This is a genomic window from Kitasatospora sp. NPDC048296, from assembly GCF_043201815.1.
In the GTDB taxonomy this organism is placed as follows: Bacteria; Actinomycetota; Actinomycetes; order Streptomycetales; family Streptomycetaceae; genus Kitasatospora.
In genome coordinates this window covers 23,281-39,261 of sequence record NZ_JBICZB010000049.1, presented here as the reverse complement: position 1 = coordinate 39,261, position 15,981 = coordinate 23,281, and the positions used below count along the sequence as shown (strand labels likewise).

Here is a 15,981-nt window from a genome sequence, read left to right as displayed (position 1 = left end):
CCCTGACCTCAGCCCTGCCGTGCCAGCCCGAGCCGCACCGCCCGCTCGACCGGCGAGTACGCCCCGTCGGCCCGGTCGAGCTCCAGCGGAGCCGCCGAGTACAGCGGAGGCTGAGCGATGAACCGCGCCCGCGTGCCCCGGTTGGGCTGCGCGGCGTGGATCAGGAACGGGTGGCAGAGGTAGACGTCTCCGGCGCGCCCGGTGGCGAAGGCCACCTCGCGGTCGGGGGCGTCGAGCCGGCCCGCCGCATCCATCGACTGGCACAGCTCCATGAGGTCGAGTCCGCGCTCGCCGGCCGGCTCCAGGAACGCCGGGACGTCCAGGTGCGAGCCGACCTTGATCCGGGTCGGCCCGTGGTCGGCGTCGACGTCCGAGAACAGGAAGAGCATCAGCAGCGACCGCTCCCGCGAGAAGAGGTTGAGCCAGTAGCCGGCCTCCCCCTCAGGTGTGTAGCTGGCGTCCACGTGCCAGCCGGTGTCACCCGGGTCCTCCGGGTGCGGGAAACGGATCGGGAACGTCCCGAGCCCGATCCTCGGCTGCCAGCGCCCGGGGCCGACCAGCTGGTCGAACGCGCCGTGCAGCCGCTCGGTCGTGGCGGCCCGCTGGAACGGCTTGTCCGCGTAACCCCACAGCCGCACGACTGGCTGGGTCCAGGTGGCGGGGTCGTTCTCGTCCAGCCCGGTCTCGCGCCACAGGAACGCCCGGCACTCCTCGGCTAGCTCGCGGGGGAAGGCCCCCTCCAGTCGGACGAACCCGTCCGTCACGAACTGCTCCATCTGGTTTGCCGTCAGAACGTCATGCATGTCTTGGAACTCTCGATCGCCGTATGGGGGCTTCCCTCGCCGAACAGCCAACCGGACCACCCGCCCCACCCGCCAATACGATCCCCCGGGGACGCCATAGGCGCCACCCGATAACCGCTGATGGGAAGCCCGTGAACGACCTGTCCGGAATCGAGTTCCGGCACCTGAGGTACTTCGCCGCCGTCGCCGAGGCCGGTACGGTCACCGAGGCCGCACGCCGGCTCCACATCACCCAGCCGAGCCTGAGCCAGCAGATCCGCGCGCTCGAACGCCGGGTCGCCGCACCGCTGTTCCACCGCGGCCCGGTCGGGATGTCCCTCACCGCCGCGGGGCAGACGCTCCTGGACGGCGCCAACCGCGCACTCGGCGAGCTGCACGCCGCCATGACCTCGGCGCGCGGGGCCGCGCTGCCGGCCCGGATCGGCGTTTGCCACGGTCTGCCGCAGGAGGTCCTGGCGACGGCCGAGCGGCTCGTCACCCGGAACCGGTCGCTCCACCTCGGCTACCACGCGGTCGACTCCCACGACCAGGCCGACCGGCTGCGCACCGGCAAACTCGACTTCGGCATCCTGCGCGGTCCGGTCGACGAGACCGGTCTCACCACCCGCGTCCTCGCGGACCAGCCGCTCGGCGTCGTCGTCGGCCGCGCCCACCCGCTGGCCGACCGCACGTCCGTCACCTGGGCGGAGCTCGACGGCCAACGCCTGCTCTGGTTCCCGGAATCGGCCGCATCCGGCTACGCCGCCACCGTCCTGGCCCATCTCGCCGTCCACGGCTGGACACCGCGCACGACCCCCGGCGACCACGACCACAGCAGCCACACCCTGTTCCGCCACGCCCTCCTCGGCGACGACGCCGTCATCGCGCTCCGCCCGGCCGCCGCCGTGGCCGACGACCCCGCCCTCACCTGGGTCCCCCTCAGCGCCGACCCGCCGCGCGAACGCCTCCTCCTCGCCGCGCCGAACGCGACGATCTGGAGCCGGCTGCTGTCCTGAGCCGGTCCGGGGGTCAGCGTCTTCCCCGGTGTGGGCGTCGGCGCTGAATGGCGCTGCTGAGTGCGGAGTTGACCAGCAGGGTCACCGCGCAGAGGACCGGGAGGAAGAGCAGGTGCGCCGCGCCGGGGTCGTCGCGGCGCAGTGGGTGGGCGGCGAGAGCCCCCGCGCCCGTCCCGGTCGCGACGGCGAACGCTGCGGCGGCGACCAGGGAGGCGCGGGGACGGGTCGGTGACGTCATGAGGCGGCGCGCCGGGGAGGCGGGCCGACGTGCTCGGGGCGGGCGGTCCACTCGACGCCGCCCTGGGGCGGGCGGAGGTAGAGGCGACCGCCGACGAGGTCCATGACGACGCCGAGTCGCTCGGTGCGGCGGTCGTAGACGAGATCGCCGACGGAGACGGCGGGTGCGGTCATGACGGGATCCAGCTTTCGAGCCGGACGCTGATCAACTTGCCGTTGGCGCCCACGACTTTGGCGGGGAGCGGGGTGCCGCCGTCCGTGGTGAGGAGGATGGTCGAACCGGTGGCGGGGTACCAGGCTTGCTGGTCGGCCTGCTCGCGTTGGGCGCGGACGCCGAGGCGGAGCACATCGACGATCTGGCGGACGACGGAGGTGGGGGCGGCGCCGAGGTCGATGAGGACGACGCCGGTGGCGGAGGCACACGTCCAGTCGATGCCGGGAGAGGGGAGTTGGGTCCCGGCGTAGGCGAGGGTCGCCTTGAGGTCGTCGAGTGCGTCGGCGGCCTCGCGGCGGTCCTCGGCGGTGATCTTTCTGAGCATGGAAGCCATGGCGCTGCTCCTGATGGTGAGTTCGGGGATTCCCCCCATCAGATTGCTATTGCAGAGCTACGCTGAGAAGCCGGATCGTCACTGCTTGTTGCTCTGTAGGATTTGGAGAGCTCCATGCCACCCAAGCGGCCCAAGGTTCCCCAGGGGATGACCCCGCGCGAGTACTACGGCTCCGAACTGAAGCGGTTGCGGGAAGAATTTATTCCCCGCATGACGCAGGAGAAGCTGGGCGAGCTGGTGTTCGTTTCCGGCGGCTATATCGGACAGTTGGAGCAGGCGGTCCGGGTGCCTCCGCTCGATCTGTCCAGGCGGATCGACAAGGCGCTCGACACGGGCGGCCAGCTGGAACGGTTGCACTCGCTGGCGGGCTTCACCAAGTTTTCGGACTACTTCGCGCATGCCGCCGACCATGAAGCCCGGGCGCTGACGATCAGTGAATATGGCGGGCAGTTCGTCCCTGGCGTTTTGCAGACCGCTGAGTACGCGCGAGCGTTGTTCCTGGATGCTGGATCTCGCTATGCGGACGAGCAGATTACCCAGAACGTTGCCGCGCGAACGGACCGGGGGCGACGCATCACGGCACCTGATGGGCCTGAGCTGTGGTTCATTCTCGACGAGGCAGTGCTCCGTAGGGTGGTCGGTAGTCGCCGGATCATGGCCGCCCAGTTGCGACACATGGAAGAACTGGTCGGCCGCCGTAGAATGGTTCTTCAGATTGTCCCATTCGAGGCCGGATGCCATGGACTTTCGGGCCTGGTCTGCCTGATGACGTTCGATGACGCTCCGCCCCTCGCTTACAGCGAGTCTGCCTACGCAGGCCAGCTACTGGATGATCCGCAGACGCTGGTCAAGTGTCGTCGCGCATACGATACGGCTCGGGCCACTGCGTTGTCCGCTCGGGCATCTCTGGCCTTCATCCAGTCGATCGCAGAGGGATACGAGCATGGCGGGAACGAATCAGCAGCCAACTCGGTGGCGTAAGAGTAGCCACAGCAACGACGACAACGGGTCATGCGTGGAGGTTGATGACAGTTCTCCCGGCCGTGTGCGTGACTCGAAGGACCCGGAGGGCCCGGCCCTCGCCTTCACTCCAGCCGCCTGGCAGTCCTTCGTAACTGCCATCCGCGCGGGCGAGTTCGGCACCTCCATCTGACCTCGCGGCCTTGGGCGTTGCGCCCAAGGCCGCTACCACTGCCGGAGGCGATCCCGTATGGCCAGGCGCGACTACGAGGACGACCCGAACGCCCCCAAGCCCAACAGCCTGGTGCCCGCAGCATCCACAGTTGTAGTGGACGGCCTCGGCCGCGTCCTGCTCCAACGCCGTACGGACAACGGTATGTGGGCCCTGCCCGGCGGGACGATGGAACTCGGTGAGTCCATCGGCGACTGCGCCATCCGCGAGACCCATGAAGAGACCGGCATCGACATCGCCATCACCGGCATCGTCGGCACCTACACCAACCCCGCTCATATCCTCGCCTACGACGACGGCGAGGTCCGCCAGGAGTTCTCCATCTGCCTCCTGGCCACTCCCACCGGCGGCCGACTCCGCACCTCCGACGAGTCCTTCGAGGTCGGCTGGTTCACCCCCGCCGAGATCGACGCGCTCCCCGTCCTCCCCAGCATCCGCAAGCGCATCGAGGACTGGCGCGGCGGCCGCATCCCCGTCGTTCGTTAGGGGTGCTCCCAGGGAATTCCCAGGATGGAGGCAACCGAACGGCTGTTCCTCGCTGTCTCCCCTGTGACCGGGTATGCGGGCCCGGCGGGCACAGGAACCGGCTTCGAACGCAATGACTCTGACGGGCACTCCCTTCCTCATCCTCACGATCATCCTGTTCGTGGGCTCCCTCGCGCTGGCCATGGCGCAATGGCTGGGCAGAGGAGTCCTCGTCGGGCGGGTGCGGAACCCCGAACAGCGGCGCAGGCCGCTGCGCGTGCTCTCCTACCTCGGTACCGTCCTGCTCTGCCAGTTCACCGCCGTGGCCATGGTCTTCGTGATCGTCAACAACGAGAACCAGCTCTACGACAACTGGGGCGACCTGCTGGGCACCTCCAGTCACGTCCGGGCCGTTCCCGTACCTCCGAAGGACGACGGCCTGGCCGGGGACCGGACGGCGGGTGCCGCCGGGGGCCCGTCCGGCTCCGCCGCGCCCAAGGTGCCGCAGGCCTTCCACGCGCCCGACTCGAACGCCGTGCCCAGGAGCGTGAAGCAGGCCGACCTCAAGGGCCGGCTCTCCGGCGTCGACGGCGAGGTCCTGGTCTGGACGCCGCCGCAGTACGACGACCCCGCCTACAAGGACAAGACCTTCCCGGTGGTCGAACTGCTCGTCGGATACCCCGGGTCCTCCAGCGCCTGGTTCGGCGAGAGCATGGATGCGATCGGGCAGCTCGAACCGCTGATGAAGTCCGGGCAGGTCACGCCGTTCATCCTGGTATCGCCGCGCGTCACCCTCCTCGGCAACGCCGACACCGGGTGCGCCGACATCCCGGGCAAGGTGAACGCCGACACCTGGCTCTCGCGGGACGTCCCGCAGATGATCGTGGACAACTTCCGGGCGGACACCACCCCGGACCGCTGGGCCCTGTCCGGCTACTCGGCCGGCGCCCACTGCGCCCTGCGCCTCGCGCTCTCCCACCCGAACCGGTACCGCGCCGCGATCAGCATGTCCGGCTACAACAACCCGTCCGGCGAACCGAGTTCGCTGACCGGCAAGGACCCGAAGCTGCGCGAGACCTCCAACCCGCTCTACATCCTCACCCACGCCCCGACGCCGCCGAACGTCGCGCTCTACGTGACCGGCAAGCGGGGCGACGGGCTGGAGGACGCGACCGCCCTCCAGCAGGCGGCGAAGAGCCCGACCACCGTCACGCCGTTCGAGACCACCGGTGCGCACCTGACCTCGACCTGGAAGCCGCTGGTCGTCCCGACCTTCAAGTGGCTGACCGGGATCATCCCGCCCCGCTGACGACGGGCCTCAGGCCGAAGGCGCCTCGGGGAGGTCGTAGGCGCGGAAGAGGGAGAGGTCCGGGGCGTGCCTCCGGATCTCGTCCCACTTCTCTCGGAACCGCTGCCTGAGCTGCGACGGCGGCCACGGGGTGGGCCGCAACTCCGGTGGCAGCAGCGGGTCACTCTCCATCGCCTGGCTGAACGCCTCGGCCAGGCCCAGCGCGGTGGCGACGAGCTCGGCGGAACTCCCGCCGCTTCCAAGCGATTCAGCGTCGAGCGCGTCGGCGAGCGGCCGGTAGGCCTCGATGGTCTCGGCCGCAGGCCACAGCCGCTCCGCAATGGCGACGGCATCGGTGAATCCCGGGCCGATCAGCCGGGTGGCCTCCGCCGTGATCAGATAGGTCCCGACCGTCGCCTCCGAGGTCTCGCCGACCAACTCCTCCAGGAGGTCATGCGGGCTCACATAGGCACCGGGCGCGAGTGCGACGGCACCGAGCCGGGTCAACGCCACACGGAGGGCGTCGCGTTCCGGTCGCCGCTGCTCCGGCACGGAGAAGGTGTAGAGCCGCCAGAGGCCGTCCCACGGCGCGAGCCCGGCATCCTGCGCGTAGGCGAGCGCGATGAACCGGACGTCCGTGTCGGCGCGGAGCCGGCCGGCACCGGTCAGCAGCAGTCGGCCCTTCCGGCCCCGTCCCTCCTGCCGCAACACGCCTGCCGCCTCCAGCCGGCGGATCGCCAGCCGCACCGGCTGGTCCGACAGGCCGGCGGCCGCGGCGACGTCGTAGACGTAGTCGAGCGACGCGGTGCCCTGCGGATCGAAGCAGGCCTCGACGACCGTTCGCGGCGCGGCTTTGTATTCGGACAACGGGAGACCTCGGTTCTCGATCACACACCCCCGGGTGCGGCTCAGGCGCCTTCCCAAGGGTAGTGGTGGCGCCGGAAGGCCTCGGCGATGACGGCCTTCTTGCCCTCGACGTCGTCGTCGAACAGCACGCGTCCGACGGGCGATTCGATCCGTACCTTGTCGCCCTTGCGGAACACGCCGCCGACCTGGTCGCGGGCGATGACGCGGGTGTCGTCGCCTTCGATGACGGTGATGCTCTCGTCCGTGATCCGCAGCGTGGCGCTGCGGTACGTGAGGAAGAGGCTGATCACCAGGCCGATGACGGCCAGCAGGACGGGTCGGCCGATCACCATGGCCGGGGAGTCGAAGGAGTCGAGGAACCTCACGGTGTCGGCGTACGGGATCGGGTGCTTGGCGGCGAACTGCAGCAGCCAGGGGACGGCGAAGCCGAGCCCGGCGCCGGCCGCACCGCAGAAGACCCAGATGACCACCTTGGTGTCGAGGGGCATCCGCAGCTCGGTCTCGGCGGCCGGGGCGTTGAATTCTCTCTCCATGGGTACGGCCGTAGCAGATTCGATAGATCGTGATATATTGTGACGCAGGTCACCGAAAAAGGGTGACAGGCTGTTGTCGCGGACGTTCGCGACCATCGACTCATGACGATCACCGACGAGGACTGCCTCACCGAGACCCTGGCCTTCAACGCACAGTTCGAGGCCGCCGCCGCACTCCGCCCCCAGCGCGGGCAGGCGCCCGACGCGGCCCTGATCGCGCACCTGCGCCGCAACCGGCTCGGCGGTGACACGCCCCCGGTGCGGCTCCCGCAGGGCCGGGACCGTGTCCTCCCGTCCGGGGTGAAGGTCCGGGCTTTCGTGCCGGAGCACGTCGAGGGCGTGTACCTGCACATCCACGGCGGCGGCTGGGTGTTCGGCTCGGCCGACGGGCAGGACGAGAAGCTCTGGAGCCTGGCGACCGAAGCCCGGCTGGCCGTAGTGAGCGTGGACTACCGCCTGGCCCCGGAGCACCCCTTCCCCGCCGGGCCCGACGACTGCGAAGCTGCCGCCCGCTGGCTGGTGGACCATGCCGAGGCCGAGTTCGGCGCCCGGCGGCTGCTGATCGGCGGCGAGTCGGCCGGCGCCCACCTGAGCGTCCTGACCCTGCTGCGCCTGCGCGACCGGCACGGCCTCACCGGCGCGTTCCGGGCGGCCCACCTGGCCTTCGGCCCGTACGACCTGTCGATGACGCCGAGCCAGCGGCTGTTCGGCTCCCGGCAGCTGCTGAGCAACTCGGATTCGGTGCGGGGCAGTTACGAGCTCTTCACGCCGGGGATGACTCCGGACCGGCGCCGCGACCCGGAGGTCTCGCCGCTGTACGCCGACCTGACCGGTATGCCGCCCGCGCGGATCATGGTCGGCACCGAGGACCCGCTGCTGGACGACTCGCTGTTCCTGGCCCAGCGGTGGCAGGCGACCGGGGCGCCCGTCCAACTCGCCGTCGTCGCCGGGGCGATGCACGGCTTCACCCTGTTCCCGCTGACCGTCACCGCACGCGAGCGGCAGCGGGAGCGGGACTTCCTGGCCGGCGCGGGACGGTAGCGTCGGCCGCATGAACCGCACCCCTCGGCTCTACGCGCTGGTGGAAGAGTTGCGCGCGGCGGCGCCGCGATCGTTGACGGTCGCCGCGCTCGCCGCGCGGTTCGAGGTGAGCGCGCGCACCGTGCAGCGGGACCTCCAGGCGCTGATGGAGTCGGGTGTCCCGGTGCGGGCCACCACCGGACGGGGCGGGGGCTGGTCGATCGACCCGGCGATGACCCTGCCGCCGATCCGCCTCACCCCCGAGGAGGCCTCGGCGCTGGTCGCCGCGCTCGCCGCGGCCGACACCTCGGCCCCGTACGCCGGCGCGGTCCGTACGGTCTCCCAGAAGATCGCCGCCGCGATGACCGGCCCCGCCTCGACGGCGGCCCAGGAACTCGCCGCCCGGATCGTCGCACTACCGACCAGGACCGCGGAGTCCGTCCGCACCGCGGTGGAACGGGCCCTAGCCGAGGGCACCGTGCTGCGGCTGTCCTACGTCGACGCGGCCGGGCAGGAGAGCGACCGCGCGGTGGAACCGGCCGGACTGCTCACCGCCGACGGCAAGTGGTACCTCATCGCCTGGTGCCGCACCCGCCAGGCCGGCCGGGGCTTCCGGCTCGACCGCATCGCGGCGGCGACCCCGACCGGCGAGCCGGCGCCGCCCCACGACCTGGCCGCCCTGCTCCACGGCTCGGCCGCCGCCGGCGCGGTCCGGCCCACCGCGCTGGCTCCGCTGGCGCCCTGAGGAGGCTCTCCGATGAGCTTCGGGGGCGGGGGCCCGGAACCCGGACCTCCAGGGCGCGGACCCTGGCCGGATCCCGGCCGACTTCTCGCGCACGAACAGGGGTGTCCGGTGCGGGCTTCTGCGCTTCGAGGTGATGAAGTAGCTTGAGGCGCATGACAGATGAGGGTGCCGGAACCGTCCCCGTGGCCGCTCCTGCGTCCCCCTCCCGGCGAGCCGTGCCTGTCCTGATGTTCTCGCAGGGTGTCAGCGTGGCGGGTACGCAGGTCACGGCGCTCGCGCTACCGACGCTGGCGATCCTCCTGCTGGGCGCGGGCCCGCTCGCCGCCTCCCTGCTCTTCGCCCTGGAGTACGGGGTGCAGGGCCTGACCGGGCCGTTCGCCGGGGTGCTGGTCGACCGGGTCGCCTCCCGCCGGCGGCTGCTGGTCACCGTCGACCTCGTCCAGCTCCTGCTGATCGCCACCGTGCCGCTGGCGCACGCCGCCGGTGCGTTGACGCTGGTCCACCTCTACGGGGTGGCGGCTGTCTCCGGTGCGCTCGGCGGGCTCTCCGCGATCGCCGTGCCGACCGTGGTGTCCGACTTCGTGGCCAAGGACGGCCTGGTCGCCGCCAACGCCAAGCTGGCCGGGGCCCGTTCGGTCGGGCAGATCGCCGGGCCCGGGCTGGCCGCCGGGCTGGTGCAGGCCGTGGGGGCGGCCGCCGCGATGGTGGCGGACGCGGTCAGCTACGGGCTGTCCGCCGTGGCCCTGAGCCTGCCCAGGCTCCAACGGGAGGCTGGAGCGGAAGCCCGGCAGACCGCGCGGCCGGGGGTGGTCGAGTCCCTACGGGAGGGCGCCGGGGTGCTCCGCGACCAGCCGGTGCTGGCCCGGCTCGCCGTGGCCGCCGCCGCCCTCAACTTCGGTGGGGCCGGGCTCGGCGGCCTGTACGCCTACTTCGCCTACGAGGTCGCCGGTCTGGGCCCCGGCCAGGTGGGCGTCACCACGGCCGCCTTCAGCGTGGCGGCGGTGACCGCCGTCCTCACCGGCAAGAAGGTCATCGCCCGGGTCGGCCTGACCAGGGTGATCCCGGTCTTCGGCCCGCTCGCCGCGGCCGCTCTGTTCCTGATCCCGGCGGCCTCGCTGGGCTTCGCGCTGCCGGTGCTGGTCACCTACCAGCTGGTGTTCGGCTTCTGCGCGACGGTGTGGGCCGTCAGCTCGGTGACCCTGCAGCAGTTGCTCTCCCCGCCGGAGCAACTCGGCCGGGTGCTCGGGCTTTCGCGCTCGATGGGCCAGCTCGTCATACCGGTCGGCGCACTGCTGGGCGGCGCTCTGGCCGGCGCGGTCGGCACCGCCGGGGCGCTGACCGTCTTCGCCTCGATCGCCCTGGCCGGCACCCTCGTGGTCGTGACGACGCGGCCCACAGCCGCGCTGCCTCCCGAGGCGATCCGGACGTGACCGCGCGCAAGGTCCAACCTCGGTAGCAGCGAAGGGGTTTCGTGGCCCACTCGGTCGAGCACACCCGCTGGAGGACACAACAGTTCGAGCGAGGCCGAGACGAAGGAGCGCCCATGAGCAGCCCCACCCGTCGCGACGTCCTGCGCTGGGGAGCCGTCGCTCTCCCGGCTGTCGGCGGGCTCCTGCGGCCCGTAACAGCCCGTGCCGCCACCGCCGTCGATCCGTCCGCCTGGATGGCCGCCCTGGCCGACACCACCCCGCTGACCGCCCTGACCATCCCCGGCACCCACGACTCCTGCTGCACCGACCCCTGGCACGGCACCGAGTGGTCCCACACCCAGAACTGGGGCCTGCCCGAGCAACTCCAGCGCGGCATCCGCTTCCTGGACATCCGCTGCAACGGCCTGGCCGGCACCGCCGACGAACTCGGCATCTACCACAGCGACGCCTACCAGTACCTGCGCCTCCAGGACGTCCTCGACCAGTGCCGCGACTTCCTCGCCACCTGCCCCGGCGAGGCCGTCGTCATGCGGGTCAGGAACGAGTACGCGGGCGGAAACCGGCTCGAAGCCCCCGAGTTCCAGCGCCGGATCAACCACTACCTGGACGACCTCGGCTACCGCCCGCTGTTCTGGACCGACCCCTGGTGGCCCACCCTCGGCCAGGCCCGCGGCCGGATCGTCCTCGCCGCCGACTTCGCCAACCCCTGGTCGGTCATCCAGTGGTCCAGCGCCACCAACCCCTGGTTCGCCACCCAGGACACCTTCCAGGGCATCAGCCTCGCCCCAGGCCGTCATCGACTGGTTCGACCGCGCCTGCGGCGACCAGGCCTCCCCGCGGATGTACGTCAACTTCACCAGCTACGCCAACGGCGGCTGGCCCAAGGTCAACGCCGACGCCATCCTCCCACCCGTCCGCGACTACCTCGCCGCCCGCCGCCAACAGCCCGCCCACCTCGGCATCGTCCCGATGGACTTCCCGGACTTCCACACCGACGTGCTGCAACTCCTCCTCGACAGGAACTTCACCGCCCACTGACCGTCCGGGTAGTAGCCTCCGGCGCATGTCCGCTTCCGCGCAGCTGACCCTCCCCACCCGCTACGACGGCGACCCCGACCGCGTCGCGCTCGTCCTCCCCGGCGGCGGCTACTCGCCCGCCCGGCCACTGCTGCACTTCGCCCGGGCCGTACTGCTCCGGCACGGCTGGACGGTCCAGGAGCTGTGGTGGCAACCCCCGGCGGGATCCGCCGACCTGGCGATGGAGGAGTGGATCGCCTGGGTGGAACGGCAGGTCGCCGAGGCGGTGGACGCCGAGCGCGGCGCCTGCCGCCTGCTGGTCGGCAAGTCCCTCGGCTCCTTCGCGTGCGGCCTCGCCGCCGACCGGGAGCTCGCGGCGGCCTGGTTGACGCCCATCCTGACCCTCGACCACGTGGTCGATGCCCTCGGTCGGGCCCAGGCGCCGACCCTGCTCGTCGGCGGGAGCGCCGACCGGCGGTGGGACCGGCGGATCGCCGACTCGACCGGGCACGAGGTCCTGGAACTCCCCGGCGCCGACCACGGCTTGGAGCGTGACGACGACCCGCTCGGCTCGGTCGACATCCTGCGACAGGTCGTCGAGAGACTGGACCGCTTCGTCGGCTCGCTCGCCGACGGGTGAGGCTCAGGCCTGGGGTGTCCGCCCAAGAGGCGAGGGTGCGCAGAACAGCCGGTGTGCGGCTATGCGTCAACGCCGCCCCGGAAACCCGTGCCGCCGGGCGGCCGCCGCCACCGCCAGGGCGAGCGCCAGCAGCGCCAGCGCCGACCAGGGCAGCGACCCCGGTCCGCCGTGGTCGAGCAGGAGGCCGCCGGCGAAGGCCGCGGCGGCGATGCCGAGGTTCCAGCAGGTGACCAGGAGGGACTGGGCGAGGTCGGCGGCCGGGCCGGCGGCGTCGGCGACGGCGGTCTGCAGGAGGGTGGCGGCGCCGCCGAAGCCGAGTCCCCAGATCACGGCGGCGGCGTGGACCGGCCAGGCCGTTGAGCTGATCAGGGCGGCGGCGATGATGGTCGCCGTGAGGGCGAGGAGCCCGCAGGCGGCGAGGGTGAGGGCACGCAGGTGCCGGTCGATGAGGGCTCCGGTGGCGGCGATGCCCGCCAGTGCGGACAGGCCGAGGACGAGCAGCACGGTGTCGGTCCGCCCGCCGAGGCCGAGGGGTTCGAGCAGGGCCGCGACGTAGGTGTAGAGGATGTTGTGGGCGAGCACGAAGGCCGCCGTCACTCCCAGCACGGCTGCCACGCCCGGGATCCGCAGCACCCGCCGGATCGACGGCCGGTCGTGCTCCTCCCGGCCCGGGACCGCGGGGACGGCGGCGGCGATCCACCCCACCAGGCCCACCGCGATCGCGCTCATCAGCGCGAAGGTGAGCCGCCAGCCGGCCGCCCCGGCGAGCAGGGTGCCGGCCGGCACGCCGACCGACAGGGCGACGGTCGAGCCGCTCATCGCCACCGCCATCGCCCGCCCGCGCTGCTCGGGCGCGACGATGCTGCGGGCGTACCCGGCGAGCAGTGCCCAGAGCAGCCCGGCGACCAGGCCGGCCGCGAAGCGCGCGGCCATGGTGAGCGGGTAGTTCGCGGAGGCCGCCGTCACCGCGTTGGCCAGCGCGAAGCCGCCGACGGCCAGGAGCAGCAGCCGTTTGCGCGGCCAGTGGGCGGTGGCGGCGGTCAGCGGGATGGCGGCGGCGATGGAGCCGACCGCGTAGAGGGTGACGGACTGCCCGGCGCCGGACTGGCTGACGCCGAGGTCCGCGCTCATGGCGGGCAGGACGCCGGCGGGCAGGGCCTCGGTCATCAGGGTGACGAACCCGGCGGTGCCCAGGGCCAGCAGCGCGGGCCAGGGCAGGCCGGGGGCGGGGGTCATCGGCTGGGCGGGGGAACGGAGTTCGGACGTCGACATGGGCCCGATCGTCTATCCTTGACATCGATGTCAAGGTCAAGCCGGAGCCAGGAACCCAGGGTGGTCACATGCGGATCGGCGAACTCGCCCGGCGGACGGAGAGCACTCCGCGCCTGCTGCGCTACTACGAGCAGCAGGGCCTGATCACCCCGGGCCGCGAGGCGAACGGCTACCGCGACTACGACGACTACCTGGTGAACCGGGTGCTCCAGATCCGCGGTCTGCTGGACGCCGGCCTGCCCACCCGGATCATCAAGCAGATCCTGCCCTGCCTGGACACCCCGCGGACGATCCACTTCGCCGACGCCACACCGGAGATGCTCGACACCCTGGAGTCCGAGACGGAGCGGATGACCCGCCGCATCCAGTGCCTGACCCGCAACCGGGACGCCATCCGGGAGTACCTGGACGTGGTCAAGGGCCTCGCCTGAGCGGCGGATCCGCACGCCCCGAACCGCCGCTTGACCCTGACACGTATGTCAGGGTTGAAGGCTGTCCCCATGACCGACACGACCGACTCCGTCATCCGCCACACCGCCTTCGGCGAGGGCACCCCGATCGTCCTGATCCACGGCTACACCGTCGACCACCGCGTCCTGCTCCCGCTCGAACCCGTCTTCGCCGGCCGTCCCGGCTGGCGGCGCCTCTACCTCGACCTCCCCGGCCGCGGCGCCAGCCCCCGACTGCCGGGCCCGACCTCGGCGACGGCCCTGGCCGAGGCCGTCCTCCGCTGGATCGACGCCGAGGTGGGCGACCGCCCCTTCGCGGTGGTCGGGCAGTCCTTCGGCGGGCAGCTGGCCCGGGCGGTGACGGCGCGGTACGGGGAGCAGGTGCTGGGTTCGGCGCTGCTGGTGCCGGTGGTGCGCTGGGGCGAGGACCGTACGCTGCCGGGGGAGACGGTGGTCGAGCGTGACCAGGAGCTCCTCGACCGGCTTCCGGACGGGCCCGACCGCGAGCTGTTCGGGTACGTCATGGCCCGTCTCACCGAGCCGGGTTGGGAGCTCTTCGCGCAGTTCGTGCTGCCCGGCCGCCGGGCCTACGACCAGCCGGCCGCCGCCGAGCTGGAGGCCGACTTCCTGCTGCCGCACTGGCCCGAGCACCGGGCTCCGGAGCACCGGGGCCGCCACCTGCTGGTGACGACCCGGCAGGACGGCCTGGTCGGCTGGCGCGACCAGCTCGCCCTGCTCGACCACTACCCCCGGATGGCGGCGACGGTACTCGACGGCGCAGGCCACAACCCGCAGGTCGAGTGTGCCGAGACGGTGCGGGGCCTGGTCGGCGGCTGGCTCGACGGACTCGATCGTTAGGGCAGACAGGAGGGGAGCAGGAGGGGGCGGGAGGGGCAGGAGGGGGAACGAGAACGGCCTCGCGATCGGCGGAGAACCGATCGCGAGGCCGTGAGCCGTCGCCCGGGGCCCCGGAGGGCCCGCCGGGCTCAGCCGATGGTGCGGGGCAGGCGGGTGGTCAGGTACAGGATGGTGAAGGAGCCGACCAGCTGGATGCCCAGGCACAGGGCGAGCGCCCGGTCCATGCCGAGGGTGGGGGCGAGGGACAGGTAGAGCGTGCCGAGAGTGGCGACGCCGAGGGCGAGGCTGGACTGCTGGCTGGTGGCGAGGACGCCGCTGCCGACACCGGCCCGGACGGCGGGGACCTTGGAGAGGACGACCCGGAACAGCGGGGTGCCGATCAGGCCCTGCCCGATGCCGGCGAGGGCGACGCCCGGGGCCATCCGCAGCGGGGAGAAGTGCGACCAGTCGGCGAGGATGGTCAGCGCGAGGGTGGCGAGGCCGGCGGCCTGGATGACGGCGCCGGCGCTGAGCACCCGGCTGCCCCAGCGGCCGATCAGACGCGGGCCGGCCAGTGAGGCGGAGAAGTAGCCGACGGCCATCGGGACGAGCGCCCAGCCGGCCGCGACCACGCCGAGGTGGAGGCCCTGCTGGATGGCGACCGCGATGTTGAACATGAAGCCGCCGAAGCCCGCGAAGTAGGGGAGTGCGATGCCGAGGCCGCGCCGCATCTCGGGGATCCGCAGCAGGGTCGGCGGCACCAGCGGGGTGTCCCCGCGCTGCTCGGCGCGGCGCTCGACCAGGGCGAAGGCGACGGCCAGCACCGGGAACAGGGCGAGCAGCAGCCAGGACCAGAGCGGCCAGCCGGCCGCGCGGCCCTCCATCAGCGGGATGAGCAGGGCCAGCAGGGTCGCGGTGAGCAGAACGGTGCCGGGCACGTCGACCCGGGCGGCCTGGGTGGCCTTGCTCTCCGGCACGTACCGGACGGCCAGCACCACGGCGAGCAGCGCGAACGGCACGTTCACCAGGAAGACCGAGCGCCAGCCGGTGCCGAACAGGTCGGCGGCGACCAGCATCCCGCCGAGCACCTGCCCGATCACCACGGATATCCCGCCGACGGCGCCGTAGATGCTGAGCGCGCGGCCGCGCCGGGCGCCGTCGGTGGCGGCGGTGATGGTGCCGAGCACCTGGGGGATCAGCAGCGCGGACGAGGCGCCCTGGGCGGCCCGGGCGGCGACCAGCGACCACGCGTCGGGGGCGAGGCCGCAGGCCAGCGAGGTGAGCGCGAAGGCGGCGGCGCCGGCGACGAAGAGCCGGCGGCGGCCGAAGATGTCGCCGAGCCGCCCGCCGAGCACGAGCAGGACGGCGAAGGCGATGCCGTAACCGGCCGCGACCAGCTCCAGGACGGCGGGTCCGGCGGCCAGGTCCTTGTCGATGGTGGGCAGGGCGACGTTGACGATGAAGAAGTCGAGCATCGGGAGGAAGGCCCCGAGCAGGACGGTGACCAGTCCGGCGGTGCCGAGGGAGGGCCCTGCGGTGCCTGACGACGAGGTGTGGGGGGCGGCTGTGGGGGCGGTCCGGTGCGAGGCCGGGGCGACGGCGAGTGGTTGAGTCACGGGTCATACGATCCGCCTCGCCCTACC

At 72.2% G+C, this 15,981-nt stretch carries 20 protein-coding genes; 12 read left to right on the top strand and 8 right to left on the bottom strand.

The window, feature by feature from the left end; genetic code table 11:
* Positions 1-8 precede the first annotated feature (8 nt).
* Entirely contained in the window at positions 9-803 is a 795-nt protein-coding gene (locus ACGF12_RS25670; protein WP_393034523.1) for a phytanoyl-CoA dioxygenase family protein, read from the bottom strand.
* 131 nt (positions 804-934) lie between these two features.
* Here ACGF12_RS25670 and ACGF12_RS25665 point away from each other — a divergent pair, with 131 nt between their 5' ends.
* Positions 935-1,798 (top strand): LysR family transcriptional regulator, encoded by an 864-nt coding sequence (locus ACGF12_RS25665; protein WP_393034521.1) that lies wholly within the window; start codon positions 935-937, stop codon positions 1,796-1,798.
* Positions 1,799-1,811: 13 nt separating this feature from the next.
* On the opposite strand, the gene ACGF12_RS25660 is transcribed toward ACGF12_RS25665, so the two are convergent.
* The 3 genes from ACGF12_RS25660 to ACGF12_RS25650 are packed head-to-tail and all read right to left on the bottom strand — an operon-like array spanning position 1,812 to position 2,583.
* Positions 1,812-2,036 carry a hypothetical protein gene (locus ACGF12_RS25660; protein ID WP_393034518.1) on the bottom strand — a complete coding sequence of 75 codons (225 nt, stop codon included), beginning with the start codon at positions 2,034-2,036 and terminating at the stop codon, positions 1,812-1,814.
* Positions 2,033-2,209 (bottom strand): hypothetical protein, encoded by a 177-nt coding sequence (locus ACGF12_RS25655; protein WP_393034515.1) that lies wholly within the window; start codon positions 2,207-2,209, stop codon positions 2,033-2,035. The genes ACGF12_RS25660 and ACGF12_RS25655 overlap by 4 nt, the downstream gene beginning before the upstream one ends.
* The gene (locus tag ACGF12_RS25650; protein WP_393034512.1) at positions 2,206-2,583 is read right to left on the bottom strand and encodes a hypothetical protein; all 378 of its coding nucleotides are present in this window, start codon (positions 2,581-2,583) and stop codon (positions 2,206-2,208) included. Before ACGF12_RS25650 ends, ACGF12_RS25655 begins: the two co-directional genes overlap by 4 nt.
* Before the next feature lie 147 nt (positions 2,584-2,730).
* Between ACGF12_RS25650 and ACGF12_RS25645 the strand changes: the two genes are divergently transcribed.
* The 4 genes from ACGF12_RS25645 to ACGF12_RS25630 all read left to right on the top strand — a co-directional run bounded on the left by ACGF12_RS25645 (position 2,731) and on the right by ACGF12_RS25630 (position 5,549).
* Positions 2,731-3,564 (top strand): helix-turn-helix domain-containing protein, encoded by an 834-nt coding sequence (locus tag ACGF12_RS25645; protein WP_393034509.1) that lies wholly within the window; start codon positions 2,731-2,733, stop codon positions 3,562-3,564.
* A complete protein-coding gene (locus ACGF12_RS25640; protein WP_393034506.1) occupies positions 3,527-3,736 on the top strand; it encodes a DUF397 domain-containing protein in 210 nt (69 codons plus the stop codon). The genes ACGF12_RS25645 and ACGF12_RS25640 overlap by 38 nt, the downstream gene beginning before the upstream one ends.
* Positions 3,737-3,793: 57 nt before the next feature.
* A complete protein-coding gene (locus ACGF12_RS25635) occupies positions 3,794-4,261 on the top strand; it encodes an NUDIX hydrolase (RefSeq protein WP_393034503.1) in 468 nt (155 codons plus the stop codon).
* A 160-nt stretch (positions 4,262-4,421) separates the two neighbouring features.
* The gene (locus tag ACGF12_RS25630) at positions 4,422-5,549 is read left to right on the top strand and encodes an alpha/beta hydrolase (RefSeq protein WP_393034500.1); all 1,128 of its coding nucleotides are present in this window, start codon (positions 4,422-4,424) and stop codon (positions 5,547-5,549) included.
* A gap of 9 nt (positions 5,550-5,558) precedes the next feature.
* Here ACGF12_RS25630 and ACGF12_RS25625 read toward each other — a convergent pair whose 3' ends face one another.
* Positions 5,559-6,419: a transcriptional regulator gene (locus ACGF12_RS25625; protein ID WP_393034497.1), complete on the bottom strand. Its 861-nt coding sequence runs from the start codon at positions 6,417-6,419 to the stop codon at positions 5,559-5,561.
* 17 nt (positions 6,420-6,436) lie between these two features.
* Positions 6,437-6,928 carry a hypothetical protein gene (locus ACGF12_RS25620; RefSeq protein WP_393034494.1) on the bottom strand — a complete coding sequence of 164 codons (492 nt, stop codon included), beginning with the start codon at positions 6,926-6,928 and terminating at the stop codon, positions 6,437-6,439.
* A gap of 102 nt (positions 6,929-7,030) precedes the next feature.
* Between ACGF12_RS25620 and ACGF12_RS25615 the strand changes: the two genes are divergently transcribed.
* From ACGF12_RS25615 to ACGF12_RS25595, 5 genes are all read left to right on the top strand, one after another.
* A complete protein-coding gene (locus ACGF12_RS25615) occupies positions 7,031-7,969 on the top strand; it encodes an alpha/beta hydrolase (protein ID WP_393034492.1) in 939 nt (312 codons plus the stop codon).
* A gap of 10 nt (positions 7,970-7,979) precedes the next feature.
* Positions 7,980-8,693: a helix-turn-helix transcriptional regulator gene (locus ACGF12_RS25610; protein ID WP_393034491.1), complete on the top strand. Its 714-nt coding sequence runs from the start codon at positions 7,980-7,982 to the stop codon at positions 8,691-8,693.
* Between the two features lie 152 nt (positions 8,694-8,845).
* Complete coding sequence (locus ACGF12_RS25605) at positions 8,846-10,123, top strand: MFS transporter (RefSeq protein ID WP_393034489.1); 1,278 nt, start codon at positions 8,846-8,848, stop codon at positions 10,121-10,123.
* Between the two features lie 113 nt (positions 10,124-10,236).
* Complete coding sequence (locus ACGF12_RS25600; RefSeq protein WP_393034487.1) at positions 10,237-11,208, top strand: phosphatidylinositol-specific phospholipase C domain-containing protein; 972 nt, start codon at positions 10,237-10,239, stop codon at positions 11,206-11,208.
* Entirely contained in the window at positions 11,187-11,780 is a 594-nt protein-coding gene (locus tag ACGF12_RS25595) for an alpha/beta hydrolase (protein ID WP_393034485.1), read from the top strand. Before ACGF12_RS25600 ends, ACGF12_RS25595 begins: the two co-directional genes overlap by 22 nt.
* 66 nt (positions 11,781-11,846) lie before the next feature.
* Here ACGF12_RS25595 and ACGF12_RS25590 read toward each other — a convergent pair whose 3' ends face one another.
* On the bottom strand, positions 11,847-13,052 hold the full coding sequence (locus tag ACGF12_RS25590; RefSeq protein WP_393034483.1) for an MFS transporter: 1,206 nt from the start codon (positions 13,050-13,052) through the stop codon (positions 11,847-11,849).
* Positions 13,053-13,120: 68 nt separating this feature from the next.
* On the opposite strand from ACGF12_RS25590, the gene ACGF12_RS25585 reads away from it, so the two are divergent.
* Together ACGF12_RS25585 and ACGF12_RS25580 are read left to right on the top strand one after the other, a co-directional pair.
* Positions 13,121-13,483 carry a MerR family transcriptional regulator gene (locus ACGF12_RS25585; protein ID WP_393034482.1) on the top strand — a complete coding sequence of 121 codons (363 nt, stop codon included), beginning with the start codon at positions 13,121-13,123 and terminating at the stop codon, positions 13,481-13,483.
* A gap of 69 nt (positions 13,484-13,552) precedes the next feature.
* Positions 13,553-14,359 (top strand): alpha/beta fold hydrolase, encoded by an 807-nt coding sequence (locus ACGF12_RS25580; protein ID WP_393034480.1) that lies wholly within the window; start codon positions 13,553-13,555, stop codon positions 14,357-14,359.
* Between the two features lie 128 nt (positions 14,360-14,487).
* Here the strand turns inward: ACGF12_RS25580 and ACGF12_RS25575 are convergent, their stop codons facing one another.
* Positions 14,488-15,954, bottom strand: coding sequence for an MFS transporter (locus tag ACGF12_RS25575; protein WP_393034478.1), 1,467 nt, complete (start codon positions 15,952-15,954; stop codon positions 14,488-14,490).
* Positions 15,955-15,981: the final 27 nt, after the last annotated feature.